This window comes from Mycobacterium saskatchewanense, from assembly GCF_010729105.1.
Taxonomy (GTDB): Bacteria; Actinomycetota; Actinomycetes; order Mycobacteriales; family Mycobacteriaceae; genus Mycobacterium; species Mycobacterium saskatchewanense.
In genome coordinates, this window is record NZ_AP022573.1 from 3,741,275 (window position 1) to 3,760,540 (window position 19,266).

Sequence of the window (19,266 nt, forward strand, 5' to 3'; positions counted from 1 at the left end):
AGCGCGACGCGGGTGAGACCGGCGCGGACTTGACGCCGGCCGTCGCGCCGTGGGTAGAGTGGCTAGTCCACTGATCCACTAGGCCAGCGGACGCCAGCCTCGACGACACGCCAACGACGGAAGTGGTGGGACATGACCCGCGTAACCGAATCGGACCGGGCCCTCGCGGGGGTCCTCGTGGTCGACCTGAGCCGCGCGCTGGCGGGGCCGCACGCCGCCATGATGCTCGCGGACCTGGGTGCCGACGTGATCAAGGTCGAAGCACCCGGGGCGGGGGACGACACCCGTGGCTGGGGGCCGCCGTTCATCGAGACCGACGGCGGTCAACTGGAGTCGACCTACTTCCTCTCGGCCAACCGCAACAAGAGGTCGGTCGCGCTGGACCTCAAATCCGACGAGGGCGTGCGCGTGCTCGAGGCGCTGGTGCGCCGCGCCGACGTCCTGATCGAGAACTTCCGCACCGGCGTGCTCGACCGGTTGGGGTTTTCCACCGAACGGCTCGCCGAGCTCAACCCGGGACTGGTCATGCTGTCGATCACGGGATTTGGTCATGACGGCCCTGATGGGGGCCGCGCGGGGTATGACCAAATTGCCCAGGGCGAGGCGGGTTTGATGTCGCTGACCGGGTCCGGCCCCGACGACATCCAAAAGGTCGGCGTGCCGATCGCCGACCTGCTGGCCGGCATGTACGGCGCCTTCGGCGTGGTGTCGGCCCTGCTCAACCGCGCGGCGACCGGCAGGGGCCGGGTGGTGCGGACGTCGCTGCTGGCCGCTGTCGTGGGCGTCCACGGGTTCCAGGGAACGAAATGGACCGTCGCGAAACAGGTGGGTCGTGCGCAGGGCAACCACCACCCCTCGGTCTGCCCCTATGGGCTGTTTCCCACCGCGGACGGCGCGGTGCAGATTGCGGTGGGCAGCGAAGGCCTGTGGCGGAAGTTCTGCGCCGGTTTCCACCTCGATCCCGAGGCTCCGGGGATGGCCAGCAACCCCGAACGCGTCGAGAACCACAAGGCCGTCAACCAGGCCGTGGAGGCCGCGTTCGCCGGCTGGGACACCGAGAGACTGCTGGACGAGCTGAAACGCATCGGGATCCCGGCCGGTCGGATCCGCAGCATCGACCAGGTCTACGAGTGGGAACAGACGCGCTCGCAGGGCCTGCTCGTCGACGTCGAGCACCCCACCCTGGGCAGCATCACGCTGCCCGGGCCCCCGCTGCGCTTCTTCGACTTCGACGGTCGCGAGGCGGCCCCCGTCCAGCATCAGTCGCCGCCACTGCTGGGCGCAGACACCGAAGCCGTCGTCTCCTGGCTCAACGACGGGGAATCCAAATGACGCGAACCGGCGCCCGCGAGGCCGTCGCGAGGCTGGTCGATGCCGGCTCGTGGCGGTCCTGGGACACCCCGGCGGACGTCACCGGCGACTCCGCCTACGGTGCGGAATTGCGCCGGGCGCAAGAACGCACCGGCCTGGACGAAGCGGTGCTCACGGGCGCCGCCACCGTGCGCGGCCGGCGAGTGGCAATCCTGGTGGGTGACTTCGGGTTTCTCGGCGGTTCGATCGGCGTGGCGGCCGGCGACCGGCTGGCCATCGCGATCCGCCGCGCTACGTCGGAGCGGCTGCCCCTCATCGCGTTGCCCGCCTCCGGGGGCACTCGCATGCAGGAGGGCACCACGGCGTTCGTCCAGATGGTGAAGATCACCGCCGCCGTGGTCGAGCACAAGGCCGCTCGGCTGCCCTACCTGGTGTACTTGCGCAACCCCACGATGGGCGGCGTCTTCGCCTCGTGGGGCTCACTGGGGCATGTGACGATCGCCGAGCCGGGCGCCCGCATCGGCTTCCTGGGGCCCCGGGTCTACGAAGCGCTGTTCGGCAAGCCTTTTCCCGCGGGAGTGCAGACCGCCGAGAACCTGTACGGCTGCGGGCTCATCGATGCGGTCACCCCGCTGGACGAACTCCCCGGGGTGGTCGACCGCGCGCTGCGCATCATCGGCACTCCGCCGCCAGACCGGATCCCCGCGGCACCCCGACAGGCCCCCGCCATCGATGTGCCGGCCTGGCGGTCCATCACGGCATCGCGCCGGGCCGACCGGCCGGGTGTTCGGGAACTGCTGCGCCACAACGCAACCGAGTTGCTGCCGCTCAACGGCACCGGCCAGGGCGAGACCTACCCGGGCCTGCTCTTGGCGCTCACGCAGCTGGCGGACACGGCGTGCGTGCTGGTGGCCCATGACCGCAGCAGCCAGACGCGGCAGGATCCCCTGGGCCCGGGGGCGCTGCGGGAGGCCCGTCGCGGGATGCGGCTGGCCGCCGACCTCGGGCTGCCTCTGGTCGCGGTGATCGACACGGCCGGCGCGGCGCTGTCCCGCGAGGCCGAAGAGGGTGGTCTGTCCGGCGAAATCGCGCGGTGCATCGCCGACATGATATCGCTGGACGTGCCCACGGTTTCCGTGCTGCTGGGCGAGGGCAGCGGCGGCGGGGCGCTCGCGCTCCTGCCCGCGGACCGGATGCTGGCCGCGCAGCATAGTTGGTTGTCGCCGCTCCCCCCGGAGGGCGCCAGCGCCATCGTCTACCACGACACCTGCCACGCGGCCGAGATGGCCGAGATGCAGGGGGTGCGTTCCGCCGATCTGCTGGCGCACGGCATCGTCGACCGCATCGTCCCCGAGTGCAACGACGCCGCCGACGAGCCCATCCAGTTCAGCAAGCGGATCGGCGCGGCCGTGCGTGAGGAGTTGGCGCGTCTCATGCTGGAAGCCGATGGCAAAAGCGGGATTTCGGCGCGTGTCGAGCGGTTCGACCGCATCGGGCGCACCCAGTCGGCGGTCGGACGTGGCCCCGCGCAGCCGCAATTCGCGAGCTGACCCGAGGCCCGCGCCGCGAATCTCAGATTGAGACGCTCACCCGGCGCCGCCGGCGGTCTCATGGAGGGGTAACCAACAACCCCAGGAGATGAGCGGGAAATGACAACCCAACACCACCGTATCGCGAAAGTTCTGGCCGGCGCCGCGGCGGCGGTCGGTCTCGGTCTGGCGGCGGCGGCACCGGCCGCGGCGCAGCCGAATTCGGTTGACAACGGACCCAACCCGTTCGGCGGTTTCAGCTGCACCTGCCAGCGGGCGGCTCCCGCCGACGGCCCGACGCTGCAGCAGCAGATCGCCGCGGGAATCCGCCAGGGGCACGTGGCCGCGGTGCCGGGACTGCCGGCACCCGCCGGTCTGCCCGCGGCGTAAGCCCGGCACACCATTAGCTCCGTCACATCCAGGAGCGATCGGGAATCTCAGGGGACCGCAAGCCCGTTGCCACCAGGGTGGAGCCAGAGCCAGACCCGGTCGCGCAGGTGCTGCGCGCGCGCAGACAATTCCTGCGCACCGGGTCGCTGCAGGAGTGGGGCGTTCGGGAAGACGTCCTGCATTCATGGCGCCGATCCAGGTCGTTGCGGGTGCACCCGGACCGCGTGGAGCTGCCGTTCGTCCGGCAATCCAGGACCGACTCCGAGCTGATGACGGCGGCGGCCCCGATCCTGCGCCGCATCGCCGACGATGTCAGCGGACAGCCGGTTTGCGTCATCTTGACGACGGCGGAGGGCGTCGTCTTGGAGCGGCTGGGTGGTGACTCGGCGCTCGTCGAGGCGCTGGACGCGGTGCGTTTGGTGCCCGGATACAGCTTCGCCGAGAAGTTCGCCGGCACCAACGGGATCGGGACCACCCTGGAACTCGCGCAGCCCACCTACATCGAGGGCGGCGAGCACTACATGGCGCCCCTCGGGCGGTTGACCTGTGCCGCCGCCCCCATCCGTGACCCTTCGACGCGCCGGATCGCCGGTGTCGTCGACCTCACCGGCTTCACCGACCAATCCGCCCCGCTGTTGTACGCGCTCGCCAAGAGCGCCGCCAAGCAGATCGAGGACCGGATGAGGCTGTTGGCGCGCGAGAGCGAAACGGCTTTGCTCGAGGCGTACCTGCAGCACTGTCGGCGGTATCCCCATGGTGTGCTGGCCGTCGGTGGGGACGTCGTCCTGATGAACCGCCAGCTGCGTCGAACCCTGGAAGTCAACGATCGAACGGCGTTGTCGGAACGGGCGTCGGAGTTCCGCGGCTCGGCGGTCGTCGGCGCCGTGCTGACCGTGGAGCTGCCCAGTGGTGCCGCCGCGCGCGTGCGGGCGGTGCATCGGTCACCGGGGCGGGGCGGCCGCGCCAACTTCGTCTATCAGGTGCACATCGACGTCGCCGAGGCCGATTCGCCTCCGCCCGTGCACATCCCGCACCTCGCCGGGACCAGCAGCTCCTGGCGTCACGCCGCGCAGCAGGTCGACCGAAGCTGCCGCGAGCGGGAATGGCTGGTGCTCAACGGAGAACCGGGATCGGGCCGGTCCGCGCTGGCCCGTGCGGTCGCCCAGCACCTGCGACCTGAACGCACCGTTCGTGTGCTTTCCTGCCGCACCATGGATGCCGCGCAAGTGCTCACCGAACTCGAAGCGGCAACCGTGGGTCCGGACTTCGCCACGGTGATCGCCGATCTGGACCGCACCGACGGTACGGCGCTCGAGCCGATCGCCGACCTGCTGCGCTCCCGCACCGGGCGGGGCTGGCTGGCGGCGACGATCGGACCCGGGTCCCCCTCACCGGCCCTCGAGGCGCTGTTGGCGGTCTTCCCGCGCACCGTCGCCGTGCCGGCGTTGCGGCACCGGATCGAGGACCTCGACGAGTTGGTGCCCTTCCTACTGCACGAGCTGACGCGCGGCGCGCCCGTGCGGCTGCATCCCGAGGCGATGTCCCAATTGCGGAAGTTGCCGTGGCCCGGCAACGTCGGGCAACTGCGGGAGGTGTTGGCCCGCACGGTCGCCACACAGCGCTCGGGCGTGATCGTGGCGCGTCAACTCCCGCCCGAATGCTGGTCGGTGTCCAAGCACACGCTCTCCCGGATCGAGGCCCTGGAACGCGACGCGATCGTGCGCGGCCTGCTCGAAAACGGCGGCAACAAGGCGGGCGCCGCCGAGGCCCTCGGCATGTCCCGTGCGACGATCTACCGCAAAATCAACGAGTACGGCATCATCTGACGCCGGCGGCCTTCACCCATGCCGCAAACGCATAGACGGTGCACGCCAGGCATTTCCCAACGGGTCCTTCCGCTCCTAGCGTGATGGTTAGTCGCCATGTCGCCCAGGCAAACCGGAAGGACGCCGATGAGCACCACCATTCCCCATTGGGTCAACAATGCGGAATTCGCCGGCAGCAGTACCGCAACCGCGCCGGTCACCAACCCGGCCACCGGCGAAACGACCGGCCGGGTCGCCCTGGCCGGCATCGACGACGCCCGGGCGGTGATCGATGCCGCCGCCGCTGCCTATCCCGGATGGCGTGACACGTCGCTGGCCAAGCGCACCGCGATCCTGTTCAACTTCCGTGAACTGCTCAATGCGCGGAAAGATGAGCTGGCGGCGATCATCACCGGCGAGCACGGCAAGGTGCTCTCCGATGCGCTGGGCGAGATCGGTCGAGGGCAGGAGGTCGTCGAATTCGCCTGCGGCGTACCGCATCTTCTCAAGGGCGGATTCACCGAGAACGCCTCGACCAACGTCGACGCGCACTCGTCGCTGCAACCGCTCGGCCCAGTCGCCGTCATCAGCCCGTTCAACTTTCCCGCGATGGTCCCGATGTGGTTCTTTCCGATCGCGATCGCAACGGGCAACACGGTGGTGCTCAAACCCAGCGAGAAGGACCCCTCCGCGTCGCTGTGGCTGGCCCGCCTCTGGGCCGAAGCGGGTCTGCCCCCAGGGGTTTTCAACGTGCTCCAGGGTGACAAGACGGCCGTCGACGAGCTGCTGGTCAACCCGGGTATCAAAGCGGTGTCGTTCGTCGGGTCCACCCCGATCGCGCGGCACGTCTACGCAACCGGATGCGCGGCCGGCAAACGCGTGCAGGCCCTCGGCGGCGCCAAGAACCATGCCGTGGTCCTGCCCGACGCCGACCTCGACGTCGCCGCGGACGCCATGATCAACGCCGGGTTCGGCTCGGCTGGTGAGCGCTGCATGGCCATCAGCGTCGCAGTGGCGGTCGGCCCGATCGCCGACGAGTTCGTCGCCAAGATCGCCGAGCGGGCCGCCACGATCAGAACGGGTGACGGAACCCGGGATTCGGACATGGGGCCACTCGTCACCCGGGAACATCGCGACAAGGTGATCTCCTACATCGATGACGGCGAGACCGACGGGGCCAAGATCGTCGTGGACGGCCGCAACGTCAGTGTCGACGGCGCAGACGGCGGATTCTGGTTGGGGCCGACGCTGATCGACCACGTCACCACCGACATGAGCGTCTACACCGACGAGATTTTCGGTCCCGTGCTGGCGGTGGTGCGCGTGGAGTCCTACGACGACGCGCTGCGGCTCGTAAACGCCAACCCCTACGGCAACGGCACCGCTCTCTTCACCAATGACGGTGGCGCCGCCCGCCGATTCCAGAAAGAGGTCGAGGTGGGCATGGTGGGCATCAATGTCGCCATTCCGGTCCCGATGGCCTACTACAGCTTCGGCGGTTGGAAGGCGTCCCTGTTCGGCGACACCCACGCCCACGGCGTCGAGGGAGTGCACTTCTTCACCCGCACCAAGGCGGTCACCACCCGCTGGCTGGACCCTAGTCATGGCGGGATCAACCTCGGATTCCCGCAGAACGCCTGAACTTCGCGTCACCGGTGCAGCCAGACCACCTGCTTCAGCTCTCGTGCCGGCAGCCGGAAATATGGTGGGATCGCTCGCAACACGGTCGGGCTCATGGGAATGATCTCGGGCCGCTCGAGGCGGAACGTTTGTCCGCGCCAGGTCACCGCCGCCCGACCGGATGCCATGATGTTTCGGCACCAGTCGACGTCGGCGCCGTACGACAGCCCGATCACGAACCCGTCCTCGAACGGAAAGGCCCCGACCGGGGTCACATAGGTCCGGCCGGAATGGCGGCCGACGTGTTCGAGAAGCGCATACGGCGAGTGGCGCCTCCCGCGATCGGCCGAATGATCTTGTTGTATGGCTTGAGTAGGGTGGGGCGCAGCTTCTTGTTGTGCTGCACGATCTTTGCAACCGCATAACTGGCCAGCAACCAAGTCAACGCCACGGATCCCACCATCAGGACGAGCCCGCGGGCCGCGTGAAACAAAGTGCGGGGTGCGTACATCTGCGGAGCGTATCGCCCATCGACGCCGGCCGCGGCGGCCGAAGGACCCCTACGTCGGGGACCAAGGCCCGCGCCGATCCCACCGTTCGCCCGGCACAATGAAACGATGAGATGGCTGTGCCGGCTGCGGGCTGGTGCACTCCTCGCCCTGATCGGCTACGACACGCTGATCCGCCCAGCCCTGTTGGACTGGGGCGCCACCGATGCGGAACGGCGGATGGCGCTGCCGGGCGACGAGATCGTTCAGGAGGTCATGAGCCACCACACGAGGGCGGTGACCATCGGGGCCCTGCCCGCCGTGGTTTGGCCGTGGCTGGTGCAGATCGGCGATCGCCGGGCGGGGTTCTACAGCTACGACTGGGTCGAGCGCTACGTGTTCCCCGGCACGGTGCACTACGCCGAGGGTCGCCACTCCGCGAGCCGCATCCATCCCGAGCTGCAGGCGATCGACGTCGGCGACCAGATCGACACCGCATCGTTCGGCTCGGTCAGGATCGGAAGCCCGGTGACGGTGCTGCGGCCCAACCGCGCGCTCGTCATCGGGACCTGGGCGTTCGTGTTGGTGCCGTTGGGCGACAACAGCACTCGCCTGTTGGTGCGTGGCCGGGACTCCGGATGGTTGCGGCCGCTGGCACCACGACGCTCCGGACTGCTTCGGGCGCTCGGCGCGGTCATCGACTATGCGGTGGGTGAGCCGCTACACGCTGCCATGGTTCGCCGGATGATGCTGGGCATCAAGGAGCGCGCCGAAGCCACGTCGCCGGAACTCTAGTTTCCGGTGTGGCCACCAACTGTTTTCGCCTATCAGCGTGGCGATCGCGGGGACGGTCAACGTCCGGACGACGAAGGTGTCGAGCAGCAGCCCGCAGCCGATCACGAACCCGGCCTGGACCATCATGTCGAGGGAACCGAACATCAGGCCGAACATGCTCGCGGCGAAGATCAAGCCCGCCGAGGTGATCACGGAGCCGGTTTTGGCCACCGTGCGCAGGACGCCGACGCGCGCGCTCTGCGCGGACTCCTCGCGTAGGCGGGAGATGACCAGCATGTTGTAGTCGGCACCCACCGCGATCAGGAGGATGAACGCCAACAGGGGGACGGGCCACGCGATCGCGTGACCGAACATGTGCTGGAATACCAGCACTCCGAGGCCCAGGGCGGCGAAATAATTCAGCGCGACGGTGCCCAGTAGGTAGAGCGGGGCAACCACGGCCCGCAGCAACAGGATCAGGACGACGCCCACGATGAGCAGGGTGGTGGTGGCCAGGCGACCGAAGTCCGCCGCCAGCAGGCGTTGGAGGTCGGAGTTGAGTGCGGTGAACCCGGCGATAGAGACGGTGGCCCCGGCCAACGAGGTGTTGGGCCGGGCGGCGTCGGCGGTGTCGATGATGGTTTGGTCCAGCGCCATCGCGTCGGCGGAGTAGGGATCGTACGAGGACGCGACGGCGAACCGCGCGGTGCGACCGTCCCGTGACATGAATTGGCTTGCCATCTCACTGAATTGGTGATTCTCAAAGGCGTCCGGCGGCAGGTAGAAACCCGAGGCGGTGTCCGATCCCGCGCGGGCGGAGCTCTGCAGCTGGGCGGCTATCTGGCTCATGCCGCCGAGCAGCTGGATGTTGTTGTCGGCAAGGGTGTGCACGCCGGTGGCCAACGCCTGGGCGCCCGAGGCGAGTCGGCTCACGCCGTCTTGCAGTCGGCGGACGTTGCCGACGATGTCAGCGGGGTCGCCGGCCACGCCGAGGGACTGCTGCATGGCGGCGGCGGCGCCTTGGATGTCGGCCAGCGTGCCGGCCAGGGTGGTGTTGTCGCCGAACTGATCGCTGAGCTCCGCGACCCGGTCGAAGAATCCGCCGTTGCGCAGGGTGACCAGCACCTGCGTCTCGTCGCGGAGTTGGGCGCACTGCGGTGTGGTGGCGCACCACGGTGAAGTGTTGAGACCCTCTGCGAGGGGATCGATGGCCGCGATGGCGGTGGCGGCCTGTTGGGCAAGGGGCCGTAGACCCGAACCGGTGCGTGCGGCTTGATCCACGGCGGGTGCGGTGGCGGTGAGCTGTTGCAGCAGGGGACGGGCGGTCTGGAGCTTGGGGCCTCCTCTTTCGGCTCGGCTCAGGAGTTCGGTCAGTGGGGTGAGCGCGCGACGCAGGGTGGTGTCGAGCCGGCCCAGGCCGTCGGCGAGCTGGTCGGCCCCGTTCGTGAGTTTCGTGAGATCGTCCCGGTGGGCTTGCCCGTCGGCGACGGCCTTGCCCATCTTGTCGCCCAGTTGCCCGTTCTGCCAGGACAATCGAGCCTCATCCAGCCGCTCCCCGGTGGGGCGGGTCACCCCGGAGACCCGGGTGACCCCGGGGAGCTGCGCGACCCGCGCGGCCAGGGCATCGAGGTCGGCGAGGCCTTTCGCCGTGCGCATGTCGGTGTCGGATTGAATCAAGAGGAACTCGTTGATGACGGTGTCTTTGGGGAAATGGCGATCCAGCAGCCGATATCCCTGGTTGCTTCCGGTGCCGGCCGGTTGCCCGGTGCGGTCGTCGTAGCTGATCGTCATGGTGGCCACGACGCCGCCCAGCGCGAGCAAGATCACCAGGCTTGCCACCAGCAACGGCACCGGCCGTCGCACGACCAACACGGCAATCCGATTCCAGTAGCCGCGGGACAGGTCTGGGCGGGGATCTCCGATGCCGCGTTTGGCCGCCAATGCCAGCAGGGGCGGGAGCAGCGTGACGGTGGCCAGGAATCCGATCAGCACCGCGACGGCGCAGGCGGGACCAACGCCCTGAAAGGCGCTCAGGCGCGCAAACACCATGGAGGCCAACGCTAATGCGACGGTGGCCGCCGAGGCCAAGATGACGCGACCGACGCTGCCGCAGGCTTGGACGATGGCCGGTTCCGGGGCGGTGCCGCTTCGTCGATGCTCGTGGTAGCGGCTGATCAGGAAGACGCTGTAGTCGGTACCGGCGCCCAGGAGGACGGCCGTCATGAACGCGATGGTGAATTGCGAAACCGGCAACCCGATTTCACCCAACGCCGACAGCACGCCCCGGCCGACGGCCACACTCGCGCCGATCACCACCAGCGGCAGCAGGGCGGTGGCCACGGAGCGGTAGACGAGCAACAGGATGAGCGCGATCAGGGCGGCGGTGGCCACCGAGATGACAAGCAGCTCGCCCTCTCCGGAAGCCCATTGATCGCGGAAGGTCGCGGCCGGACCGGTGACGTGCGAGACCGTCCGCGATCCAGCGAACGCAGAGGCTGCGCTCGCGCGCACGGCGTCGACCGAGTCGGCCGACCTGGGGTCGCCGAGCGTGCCGGCGATACCGACCGGCAGGAACCACGCTTTCCCGTCTTTGCTGACCGCGCGGGTTCTGGTGGTCGGGTCGCCGAGCAGGTCCTGCACCAGCAGAACGTGTGATTTGTCGGAGCGCAGTGCCGCCACGAGCCGGTCGTAGCGTTGTAGCACCGAGGGGGTCAGACCCGCGGGGTCCTCCATCGCCACCACGATCGAGGTCTTCGCGCCCCGCTCGCCGAATGCCGTCGTCATGCGGTCGAGCGCTTGAAACGACGGCGCGTCGTTCGGTAGCAGCTGTACCGACTGCTGACGCACGACGGTCTCGAGCGGCGGGACGGCGACTATGAAGACCGCGGCCATGCCGATCCACGCGCCGATCAGCAGCGTTTTGTGTCGGGTGGTGAACGCGCCCAAGGCGGCAAGACGCGCGCTGTATTCCCCGGTGCGATTGAGCAATCGTCCCCCTACGATCATTGGTGAAAAGCTTCACCAAAATGATTGGTGAAATACTTCACCAAAGTGAGCCGGCGGCGCAAGCCCGGCTGCCGAACGGCAGGAGTCCACATTCGTATGGCGGTGCATCGCGGTCTCACCGCTGATCAACGGCGTGAGCAGCGCCGCCGACAGCTGATGCGGGCGGCCCTCGACGCCATCGCCGAGCAAGGCGTCGGCGGTCTGCGCGTGCGGGCCGTCAGCGCGAGGGCACAACTCAACGATCGCTACTTCTACGAAAGCTTCCGCGACTGTCAAGAGCTGCTGGTCGCGGTATTCGAAGACCAGTTCAACCGGGCCCTGACAGGGATCATGACGACCGTCGCAGAGTCGCCACCCGCCCTGCAGCCCCGCATCCGCGCCGTCATCGAATTCGTATTCGCCTTCATCGACGAGGACCCGCGGCGATCGCGCCTCCTGATCGAGCTGCAAACGGCCGAGGCGCTGGCCGACCGTCGGCGCGAGGTGGTCGACGTCCTCACCCAGGTCACGATCGGGCAGGTTCGCGCACTGGTGGGCGACGCCGCGGGGACCGACGACAACGTGATGCTGACGGCGCTGACGGTCGTCGGCGGTCTGCTCGAACTGACCACCCAGTGGTACCGGCACGACATCGACGTCAGCCGATCCCGCATCGTCGAGTTCATGACCGCCCTCGTCGTGACCACCACCGAGATCACCGGCGCGCTCGAGCGCGAGCTCGCGTCACCGAGTGTCGACGAGGGCGCTGGGCGTGCGGTGCCGATGGTCCATCGGCCGGAGGACGAGCGGCCCTAGGCCTGCCCCGGGGCCGGCGGCGACGATCGACTCATGGCGGACGTCCGTGCAGAACACATGTTGATCGAGTCGGCGATTCCGCGGTTCGACGCGATGATCGCCGAGCACGTCGTGGTCGCCGCCGACCCGCCGGCCACCTTCCGGGCGGCCAAGGCGTTGGACCTGCTGACGGTCCGCACACCGCTGCTCACGGCGTCGATGTGGATTCGGGGATTACCCGAGCGGCTCTCGGGCAAGGCCGGCCCGCCGCCGCCGAAGCTTGTGGTGTCGGGGGAGATCGCGCTGCCCGGTTGGCTGGGGTTGGGGGAGCGACCCGACCGCGAGATCGCCTTCGGCGCGGTGGGTAAGTTCTGGCGGCCGGTGATCGAATGGCGCGACGTGGCGCCGGCCGACTTCGGCGGGTTCGCCGATCCGGGGTGGGGCAAGCTCGCCGCCAACTTCTCGGTCGCGCCGTACGGGGCGGGCCACACGTTGCTGAGCTACCAATGCCGGACCACCACAACCGATCCCGCCGCACGTCGGCGTTTCATGCGCTACTGGTGGCTGGTCCGGCCATTCGTCGCGCACATCATGCGCGCGACGCTCAACTCCATCAAGGCCGCGGCAGAGGGTGCCGCGGCGAGTCGCTGACCAAGCGTCACCGCCGAACGTCGAGTTGTGTTCGGAAAATCCGCAAAATCGCGTCAACAAGTCGACGCTCGAGCGCCGGCGCCCCGGCCGGCGGTGGCCCCGGCCGTCGATGCGGGAGAGGGCCGGTCCCCCTTCCGGTCACCGAACCTCGATGCCGCGCTTCGTGATTCGCCCTCGCCTACGGCGTCTTGAGGAAGACGTCGTTGAGCGTGACGCTGCGCAGGTTGCGCGAGCGGATGATGTCGACCAGCTGGGGATAAACGTGAGTGACGGGCAAGTGGTTGAGGTGGCCGATGACGATCGATTGTGGGGTGAAGTACTGGTCGGCCATCTGGAGGATGTAGTCCTCGGTGATCAGCGTGGAATCCGAGAGCGAGCCAGACCACAGGACCGGGACGGTGTAGCCGAAGTCGGCAGCGACGGCGTCGACGCTGGCGTTGCGCTTGGCGTAGGGCGGCCGCCAGTAGGGCTTCGCGCCGATGCCGTAGGTCTTCTTGAGGAAGTCGTCGTTGCGCTTGAGCTGTTCGGCGATCTGCCCCTTCGGCAGCGTTGTCAGGTCCGGGTGCGACCAGGTGTGGTTCCCCAGTTGGATCTGCCCGCTGTCGACGAGCGGGCGCAGCGTCTCGAGGTTCTCGGTCCAGGAGTCGTAGACGCCGTTGACGAAGAACGTCAGCCGGATCCCGGTGTCCTTGGCGAACTGCGTGTAGGCGCGCACGACCTCGCTGTTGACGCCGTCGTCGACGGTCAGTGCCAGCAGGTCGCCGTCACCGGGAATCTTCGTCAGCGCGCCGCCGCCGGGCAGCGGGATGCGCGCGCTGGGGGGCGGGGGCTGCAGGAGGGCCGCCGGGGCGGTCGGTCCAGAGGTCACCACGTCCGGCGGCGGCGTCTGGGCGAACGTCCGGGGTTGCGGGTCGACCACCAGCCGGGCGGCGCCCACCGCGGCGACGGTGGCCGCCGCCAGGCCCCCGAGGAAACGACGCCGGTTGAGCTCCGTCGCGGCGCGGCCCCGATCGGACGCCCCCGCAGCGGAAGCTCTGGAGGCGCGGGTGCGGTTGCGCGCGGCGCTTTTGCGATGCGACGTCGGCGTGCGCGACCCCGAGCCGGGGGGAAGCGGGTAGCCGAAGTCATTTGCCACAGCAGCGAACCGTACCACCGCCGCCGACAATATGTCGGCTACGTTACGGGAGGGTCAGCTGTGAATTCGGCATCGAAATGGCTTCATTTTCCACTTCTTTTTCCAGGGCCGCTCGGGGTCCCTGGGGGGCGAATCGCGGTCAGTGCGGTTGCCCGTCGCTGCGCTGCGGCAACGGCACCGGCTCTGTACTGGGCGTGCCCAGCGTCGAGGCCAGCCACGGCAGTGACGAGGCGAAGGCCTGCGCGGCGAACGGCCAGTCGTGCCTGCCCGGCTGGGAGACCACCGCGCAATCGATTCCGTTCGCCGTTGCGGTCGCGCACAGCGCGTTTGCTGCAGCGTCCTGACCCTCGGGGTTGGCGCCCGGATCGGTGTTCGGAGGCCCGGCGCTCGGGTTGGCCTCCTCGGCGACGTTGCGGGGCCCGGCCGACCCCGGGACGTCGAACCACCCCGACAGCCCCGTGTAGCGCCCATGCCGGTTCATCACGGTGATGGGGTCGAAATCCGACCATGCGGCGGCGTTGCCGCCGAACAGTCGGGCGATGGACTGATCCTTGGGGCCGACGTTGGGGCTGCGATCACCGGCAATGTCCACGAATGCCCGGAACAACTCGGGGTGCATGACCGCCAGGTCGACGGCGCAGGTGCCGCCCATCGACCATCCGGCGACGCCCCAGTTCTCGCGGTTGGCGCTCACGCCGAAGTTCGAGACCATGAACGGCACCACGTCTTTGGCCAGGTGGTCGGCGGCGTTACCGCGGCTGCCGTTGACGCATTCCGTGTCGTTGTCGAACGACCCGGTCGGGTCGACGAACACCAGCACCGGCGAGAAGCCGTGGTGGGCGGCGGCGAAGCCGTCGATTGCGGTGAAGGCGCCCCCCGGGCCCAGCCAGTCGGCCGGGGTGTTGAAGGCGGAGCTGATCATCATGACCGTCGGCAGCCGCGGCGGCGGATTGCTGTTGAACCATGCCGGCGGCAGATAGACCAGTTCCTGGCGGTGCGGGAAGTGGGACGCGGTGGAGTCGACGTCCACCGGGACCACCACGCCCTTGGCCGGCCGAGTGCCGGCCAGCTGCATCTCCGTCACCCGCAGCCGGTCGATCTGGTCGGGCAGGGGCACCGACGTCAGCTGATTCCACGCGGCGAGGGCGGTGGGGAAATAGCCGACCCAGGCGTTCAGCGCCAGGCCAGCGCACAGCGCACACAGCGGTACGGCGACGGCCGCGAACCCGCGTCGCCACCATCGCGTGCCGGGCCAACCCAGCAGCAGTACGGCGGCGGCGAGGCCGGTCATGGCGATCCAGAGCCACAACCCCGTCGGCGCCGGGTCCCCGGCCACGCCGAGCGACCCGAGGTACCAGTAGGAGAGGCCGGTCAGCGCCGCGGCGGTCACCAGCGCCCCCGGCAATACCCACCGGTGCCAGCGGCGCTTGCGCCACTCAACCGCCGCAATCACGACCAGCAGCGCCACCGCCTGCATCGTCGGCGGCAACCAGCCGTGCAGCAAGGACAACTGTCCGAAGAACTGTTGCAACGGTCATGACCTTCGATCGGCCCCGGGGACGGTGAGAACGGACCCACTATCCCATACCGGCCCCCACCATCAGGCCCGCCATTCGGGCGTGTAGCGCGATCCGGCCGGCCGGTCAGGAATCGCGGATGACGCTCGCGAAAGAGCGCAGGCGCAGGCTGTTGGCGACGACGAAAACGCTCGACAGAGCCATCGCGGCGCCGGCCAGCATCGGGTTGAGCAGGCCGAGTGCGGCCAACGGGATGGCGGCCACGTTGTAGCCGAACGCCCAGAAGAGATTCGCCTTGATGGTCCGCAGCGTCCGCCGGGCCAGCCGAATCGCGTCGGCCGCGGCGCGCAGGTCCCCGCCCATGACGATGAGGTCGGCCGCCTCGATCGCCACGTCCGTCCCGGTGCCCATGGCCAACCCGAGGTCGGCGGTGGCCAGGGCGGCGGCGTCGTTGACGCCGTCGCCGACCATGGCGACGACCTTGCCCTCGGCCTGCAGACGCTCGACGGCGGCGACCTTCCCCGCCGGCAGGGTGTCAGCGATGACGTGCGCGATCCCGACCTCGGCCGCGATCCGGCGGGCGACTACCCGGTTGTCGCCGGTGAGCAGCACCGGCGTCAGCCCCAGGAGCTTGAACTGCCGGACGGCCTCGGCGCTGGTGTGCTTGACGGTGTCCGCGAGCACCAGCAGCCCGTGCGGGTGGCCATCCCAGCCCACGGCCACGACGGTTCTGCCCTCGCGCTCCTCGGCCGTGGCGGCGGCTGCCAACGATGTGTCGAGCGGCCGGGTGCGGTCGGCGACCAGGGCCGGGCGTCCGACCACCACGTCGTGACCGTCCACGACACCCCGAACGCCGCTGCCCGCCAGGTTGGCGAAGGCCGTGGGCGCCGGTAGGGCGCCGAGGCGCGCCTCAGCGGCCGCGGCGATCGCCCGGGCGAGGGGATGTTCGGAGGCGTCTTCCAAAGAGCCGGCATACCGCAGCAGCGTCTCGGCATCCGTCTCGGGCCCGGGGACGACGCCTACGAGCGACATCCGGCCGGTGGTCACGGTGCCGGTCTTGTCGAGCACGATCGTGTCGACCTCCCGGGTCGACTCGAGGACTTCGGGACCTTTGAGTAAAACGCCCAGCTGCGCCGCGCGGCCGGTGCCGACCAGCAGAGCGGTCGGCGTCGCCAGTCCCAGCGCGCACGGGCAAGCGATAATGACGACCGCGACGGCCGCGGCGAGGGCCGCGGTGATCGGGAATCCCGCCAGCAGCCAGCCGGCGAGCGTGGCCAGCGCGACCGCCAGAACGACGGGAACGAAGACCCCGGCTACGCGGTCCGCCAGCCGCTGCACCTCGGCCTTGCCCGACTGGGCGGCCTCGATGAGCGCGGCCATCTGCGCCAGCTGGGTGTCGTCGCCGACCCGGGTGGCCCGCACGATCAGGTGCCCGCCGACGTTGACCGTGCCGCCGGCCACGCCGTCGCCGGCGCCGACCTCGACGGGGACAGATTCGCCGGTGAGCATGCAGGCGTCCACGGCTGACGAGCCTGACGCGACGATCCCGTCGGTGGCGATCTTCTCGCCGGGGCGCACCACGAACTCGTCGCCCACCGCCAGCCGCTCCACCGGGATGCGGGTCTCGGTGCCGCCGCGCAGCACGGCGACGTCCTTGGCGCCGAGTTCGAGCAGCGCGCGCAGGGCGGCACCCGCCCGGCGCTTGGAGCGCTTCTCGAAGTACCGGCCGGCCAGGAGGAACAACGTGACACCGGCGGCCACCTCGAAGTAGATGTCGCCGGCGCCGTCCCCGCGCCGGACGGTCAGCTCGAAACCGTGGCGCATGCCCGGCTCGCCGGCCGGCCCCCAGAACAGGGCGTACAGCGACCAGAGGAAGGCCGACAACGTCCCGATCGAGACCAGAGTGTCCATGGTGGCGGTGCGGTGGGTGAGGTTGGTCCAGGCGGCGGCGTGGAAGGCGCGCCCGGCCCACAGGACGACCGGGGTGGCCAGGGCCAGCGAGACCCACTGCCAGTAGCGGAACTGCCACGCGGGGATCATCGCCAGGGCGATGACCGGGACGGCCAGGACCGCGGCGACGGTCAGGCGGGCGCGCAGCGCCCCCAGCCCGGGGTCCTCGCCACCCGGCGCGCGGCTCGGGACCAGGGTCGCGGTGTAACCCGCCTTCTCGACCTCGGCGATCAGCGTTTGTGGGTCGTAATCGGACGGCGCGGTCGCGGTGGCTTTCTCGGTGGCGTAATTGACGGTCGCGGCGACGCTGTCCAGCCCGTTCAGCTTCTTCTCGATCCTGGCCGCGCAGGAGGCGCAGGTCATGCCCGAGATCGTCAGCTCGATGCGGGCCACCGCGGCCGTCGTCATGCGACCCGGACCGCCTCGTAGCCGGCTTCGTCGACGGCGCTCAGCACCGCCGCGTCGTCGATCGCGGCCGAACCGGTGACCACCAGCCGGCCCGTTTGCGCGTCGACGTCGACGCCGTCCACCCCGGGGATCCGGGTCACTTCGCTGCGCACGGCGGCTTCGCAGTGCCCGCAGCTCATGCCGCTGACCCGGTACTCGGTCGTCACCATGCCACTCCCTTCGTGCATACCCGGCGGGGGTATCTGCAGACTCAACTGTAGCTCCTCCGGCCGTATTCCCGCCCCCCGCGTGGTCAGCAGTACGAGATGCCCATGTCGACCGACACCTGGGTTCCCGTCACGAACCTGGACTGGTCGCTCGCCAGCCAGGCGACGGCGTCGGCGATGTCCTCGGGCTGGGCGATGCCCTCGGGCAGCAGCGGCTTGTTGCGGCCACGGAGTTCGGGGTAGGTGTCGCCGGCCGACCGGATCGCCTCGCGCATCTGCCCGCCGCCCATCGGGGTGGCGACCGCCCCCGGGTGCAGGCTGTTCACACGGATTTTGTGGCGCCCGAGCTCGGCGGCGAAGGCGCGCGCCATTCCGGTGATGGCGTGCTTGCTCGCGGTGTAGTGGACCATGAACGGCTCCATCCTGACGCCGGCGGCCGAGCCGATGAGGATGATCGAGCCGCCCCGGCCGGCCTCGATCACGTGCGGCGCGCAGGCCATCACGGTGTTCCAGGTCCCGGTCACGTTGGTGTCGATGGTGTCGCGGAAGGCCTCCGGGGTGATCCGGTCCCACGCGGCGGGGCTGCAGATCCCGGCGTTGGCGACCACCACGTCGAGTCGACCGAGCTCGGCCACCGCGTCGTCGACCGCGGCGCGAAGCGCATCGAGGTCGCGGATGTCGACTGCCGCGGTGACGATCCGGCCGCCGTTGCCGCTCACCAGCCGCGCCGTCTCGGCGAGGTCGTCGGGCGTCGCCGACTCGTAGGGGACCGTTGCAGGCAGGGGGCCGGCGATGTCGAGCGCGATGATGTCGGCGCCTTCGCTGCTGAGGCGTACCGCGTGCGCGCGGCCCTGTCCGCGCGCGGCACCGGTGATCAAAGCCACCCGTCCCGGAATCAACTGGCTCATCGTTTCGTGGGTCCTTCCTGGACGTCCTGCGGTGCGAGGACAGGGCGAAGCGTAGCGTCGCCCTGGCAGCGCCGGGCAACCGCAGGAGGCTCCATGACCGTGACCGTCGTCGACGCCGGACCCCGACGGGTGAGCCGGTCGGTGGAAGTCGCCGCGCCGGCGGCCGAGTTGTACGCGTTGGTCGCCGACCCCCGGCGCCATCCCGAGCTCGACGGTTCTGGAACCGTGCGCGGCAACATCAAGGCCCCCGCCAAACTTGTTGTGGGATCGAAGTTCTCGACGAAGATGAAGATGTTCGGGCTGCCCTACCGCATCACCAGCACCGTGACCGCTCTGGAACCCGACCGCGTGGTCGAGTGGCGCCATCCGGTGGGTCACCGCTGGCGGTGGGAGTTCGAGCCGCTCTCTCCGGCGCTGACGCGGGTGACCGAGACCTTCGACTACCGCGACGCCGGGGCGATCAAGAACACGCTGAGGTACTACGAGCGGATCGGTGCCAAGCGTGCGAACGCGGCCGGCATCGAGGCCACGCTGGCCCGGCTGCGCGGTCGCTACACCGCGCGATAAGTCGTTGTGGAGCAGTGACACCGGCACATTGAACGTGAGCGCGGCGGAAGCCGTGGCTCGATTTCACCACACCGGGGGTGATAAAAACTCACGCCGCCGGCCTGCCGGCGCTGTCGGCGCTGCCCGGCCAGTTCCTGCTCAAGGATCTTGTCCTGATCGGGGTCGCCTTGTGGAGTCTGGGCGAGTCGCTCGCGGCCGGCCTGGCTTCGCGGACCGGGGGTTGAGCA

Annotated in this window: 18 protein-coding genes; 10 read left to right on the top strand and 8 right to left on the bottom strand. The window is 69.4% G+C overall.

What is annotated here, in order from left to right:
• Nucleotides 1-132: 132 nt before the first annotated feature.
• The 5 genes from G6N56_RS17655 (at nt 133) to G6N56_RS17675 (ending at nt 6,676) form a co-directional block, all read left to right on the top strand.
• Entirely contained in the window at nt 133-1,332 is a 1,200-nt protein-coding gene (locus G6N56_RS17655) for a CaiB/BaiF CoA transferase family protein (RefSeq protein WP_085257755.1), read from the top strand.
• Complete coding sequence (locus G6N56_RS17660) at nt 1,329-2,861, top strand: carboxyl transferase domain-containing protein (protein WP_085257756.1); 1,533 nt, start codon at nt 1,329-1,331, stop codon at nt 2,859-2,861. Before G6N56_RS17655 ends, G6N56_RS17660 begins: the two co-directional genes overlap by 4 nt.
• Before the next feature lie 99 nt (nt 2,862-2,960).
• Nucleotides 2,961-3,230: a hypothetical protein gene (locus G6N56_RS17665; protein WP_085257757.1), complete on the top strand. Its 270-nt coding sequence runs from the start codon at nt 2,961-2,963 to the stop codon at nt 3,228-3,230.
• 77 nt (nt 3,231-3,307) lie between these two features.
• Nucleotides 3,308-5,056 carry a sigma-54-dependent Fis family transcriptional regulator gene (locus tag G6N56_RS17670; RefSeq protein WP_085257758.1) on the top strand — a complete coding sequence of 583 codons (1,749 nt, stop codon included), beginning with the start codon at nt 3,308-3,310 and terminating at the stop codon, nt 5,054-5,056.
• 126 nt (nt 5,057-5,182) lie between these two features.
• Nucleotides 5,183-6,676, top strand: a complete 1,494-nt coding sequence (locus tag G6N56_RS17675; RefSeq protein ID WP_085257759.1) for a CoA-acylating methylmalonate-semialdehyde dehydrogenase — start codon at nt 5,183-5,185, stop codon at nt 6,674-6,676.
• Nucleotides 6,677-6,684: 8 nt separating this feature from the next.
• On the opposite strand, the gene G6N56_RS17680 is transcribed toward G6N56_RS17675, so the two are convergent.
• The gene (locus G6N56_RS17680) at nt 6,685-7,020 is read right to left on the bottom strand and encodes a nitroreductase family deazaflavin-dependent oxidoreductase (RefSeq protein ID WP_232069355.1); all 336 of its coding nucleotides are present in this window, start codon (nt 7,018-7,020) and stop codon (nt 6,685-6,687) included.
• Nucleotides 6,927-7,166 (bottom strand): hypothetical protein, encoded by a 240-nt coding sequence (locus G6N56_RS29175; RefSeq protein WP_232069429.1) that lies wholly within the window; start codon nt 7,164-7,166, stop codon nt 6,927-6,929. The genes G6N56_RS17680 and G6N56_RS29175 overlap by 94 nt, the downstream gene beginning before the upstream one ends.
• 106 nt (nt 7,167-7,272) lie before the next feature.
• Between G6N56_RS29175 and G6N56_RS17685 the strand changes: the two genes are divergently transcribed.
• Complete coding sequence (locus G6N56_RS17685) at nt 7,273-7,938, top strand: hypothetical protein (protein WP_085257761.1); 666 nt, start codon at nt 7,273-7,275, stop codon at nt 7,936-7,938.
• On the opposite strand, the gene G6N56_RS17690 is transcribed toward G6N56_RS17685, so the two are convergent.
• Nucleotides 7,864-10,923 (bottom strand): MMPL/RND family transporter, encoded by a 3,060-nt coding sequence (locus G6N56_RS17690; RefSeq protein ID WP_085257762.1) that lies wholly within the window; start codon nt 10,921-10,923, stop codon nt 7,864-7,866. The two genes, G6N56_RS17685 and G6N56_RS17690, sit on opposite strands and share 75 nt — an antisense overlap.
• A gap of 96 nt (nt 10,924-11,019) precedes the next feature.
• Here G6N56_RS17690 and G6N56_RS17695 point away from each other — a divergent pair, with 96 nt between their 5' ends.
• Nucleotides 11,020-11,718, top strand: a complete 699-nt coding sequence (locus G6N56_RS17695) for a TetR/AcrR family transcriptional regulator (RefSeq protein WP_085257763.1) — start codon at nt 11,020-11,022, stop codon at nt 11,716-11,718.
• 33 nt (nt 11,719-11,751) lie between these two features.
• Nucleotides 11,752-12,348, top strand: coding sequence for a hypothetical protein (locus G6N56_RS17700; RefSeq protein WP_085257764.1), 597 nt, complete (start codon nt 11,752-11,754; stop codon nt 12,346-12,348).
• Nucleotides 12,349-12,526: 178 nt separating this feature from the next.
• On the opposite strand, the gene G6N56_RS17705 is transcribed toward G6N56_RS17700, so the two are convergent.
• From G6N56_RS17705 to G6N56_RS17725, 5 genes are all read right to left on the bottom strand, one after another.
• Nucleotides 12,527-13,483, bottom strand: a complete 957-nt coding sequence (locus G6N56_RS17705) for a polysaccharide deacetylase family protein (protein ID WP_085257765.1) — start codon at nt 13,481-13,483, stop codon at nt 12,527-12,529.
• 139 nt (nt 13,484-13,622) lie between these two features.
• Nucleotides 13,623-15,014 (bottom strand): alpha/beta hydrolase-fold protein, encoded by a 1,392-nt coding sequence (locus G6N56_RS17710; protein WP_085257766.1) that lies wholly within the window; start codon nt 15,012-15,014, stop codon nt 13,623-13,625.
• 112 nt (nt 15,015-15,126) lie between these two features.
• The gene (locus G6N56_RS17715) at nt 15,127-17,358 is read right to left on the bottom strand and encodes a heavy metal translocating P-type ATPase (RefSeq protein WP_085257767.1); all 2,232 of its coding nucleotides are present in this window, start codon (nt 17,356-17,358) and stop codon (nt 15,127-15,129) included.
• Complete coding sequence (locus G6N56_RS17720) at nt 17,355-17,567, bottom strand: heavy-metal-associated domain-containing protein (RefSeq protein ID WP_085257768.1); 213 nt, start codon at nt 17,565-17,567, stop codon at nt 17,355-17,357. Before G6N56_RS17720 ends, G6N56_RS17715 begins: the two co-directional genes overlap by 4 nt.
• An 83-nt stretch (nt 17,568-17,650) precedes the next feature.
• On the bottom strand, nt 17,651-18,472 hold the full coding sequence (locus G6N56_RS17725) for a mycofactocin-coupled SDR family oxidoreductase (protein ID WP_085257769.1): 822 nt from the start codon (nt 18,470-18,472) through the stop codon (nt 17,651-17,653).
• 93 nt (nt 18,473-18,565) lie between these two features.
• Between G6N56_RS17725 and G6N56_RS17730 the strand changes: the two genes are divergently transcribed.
• Complete coding sequence (locus G6N56_RS17730; RefSeq protein WP_085257770.1) at nt 18,566-19,039, top strand: SRPBCC family protein; 474 nt, start codon at nt 18,566-18,568, stop codon at nt 19,037-19,039.
• A gap of 77 nt (nt 19,040-19,116) precedes the next feature.
• Nucleotides 19,117-19,263: a hypothetical protein gene (locus tag G6N56_RS17735; protein ID WP_142280792.1), complete on the top strand. Its 147-nt coding sequence runs from the start codon at nt 19,117-19,119 to the stop codon at nt 19,261-19,263.
• The last annotated feature ends 3 nt before the right edge of the window (nt 19,264-19,266 follow it).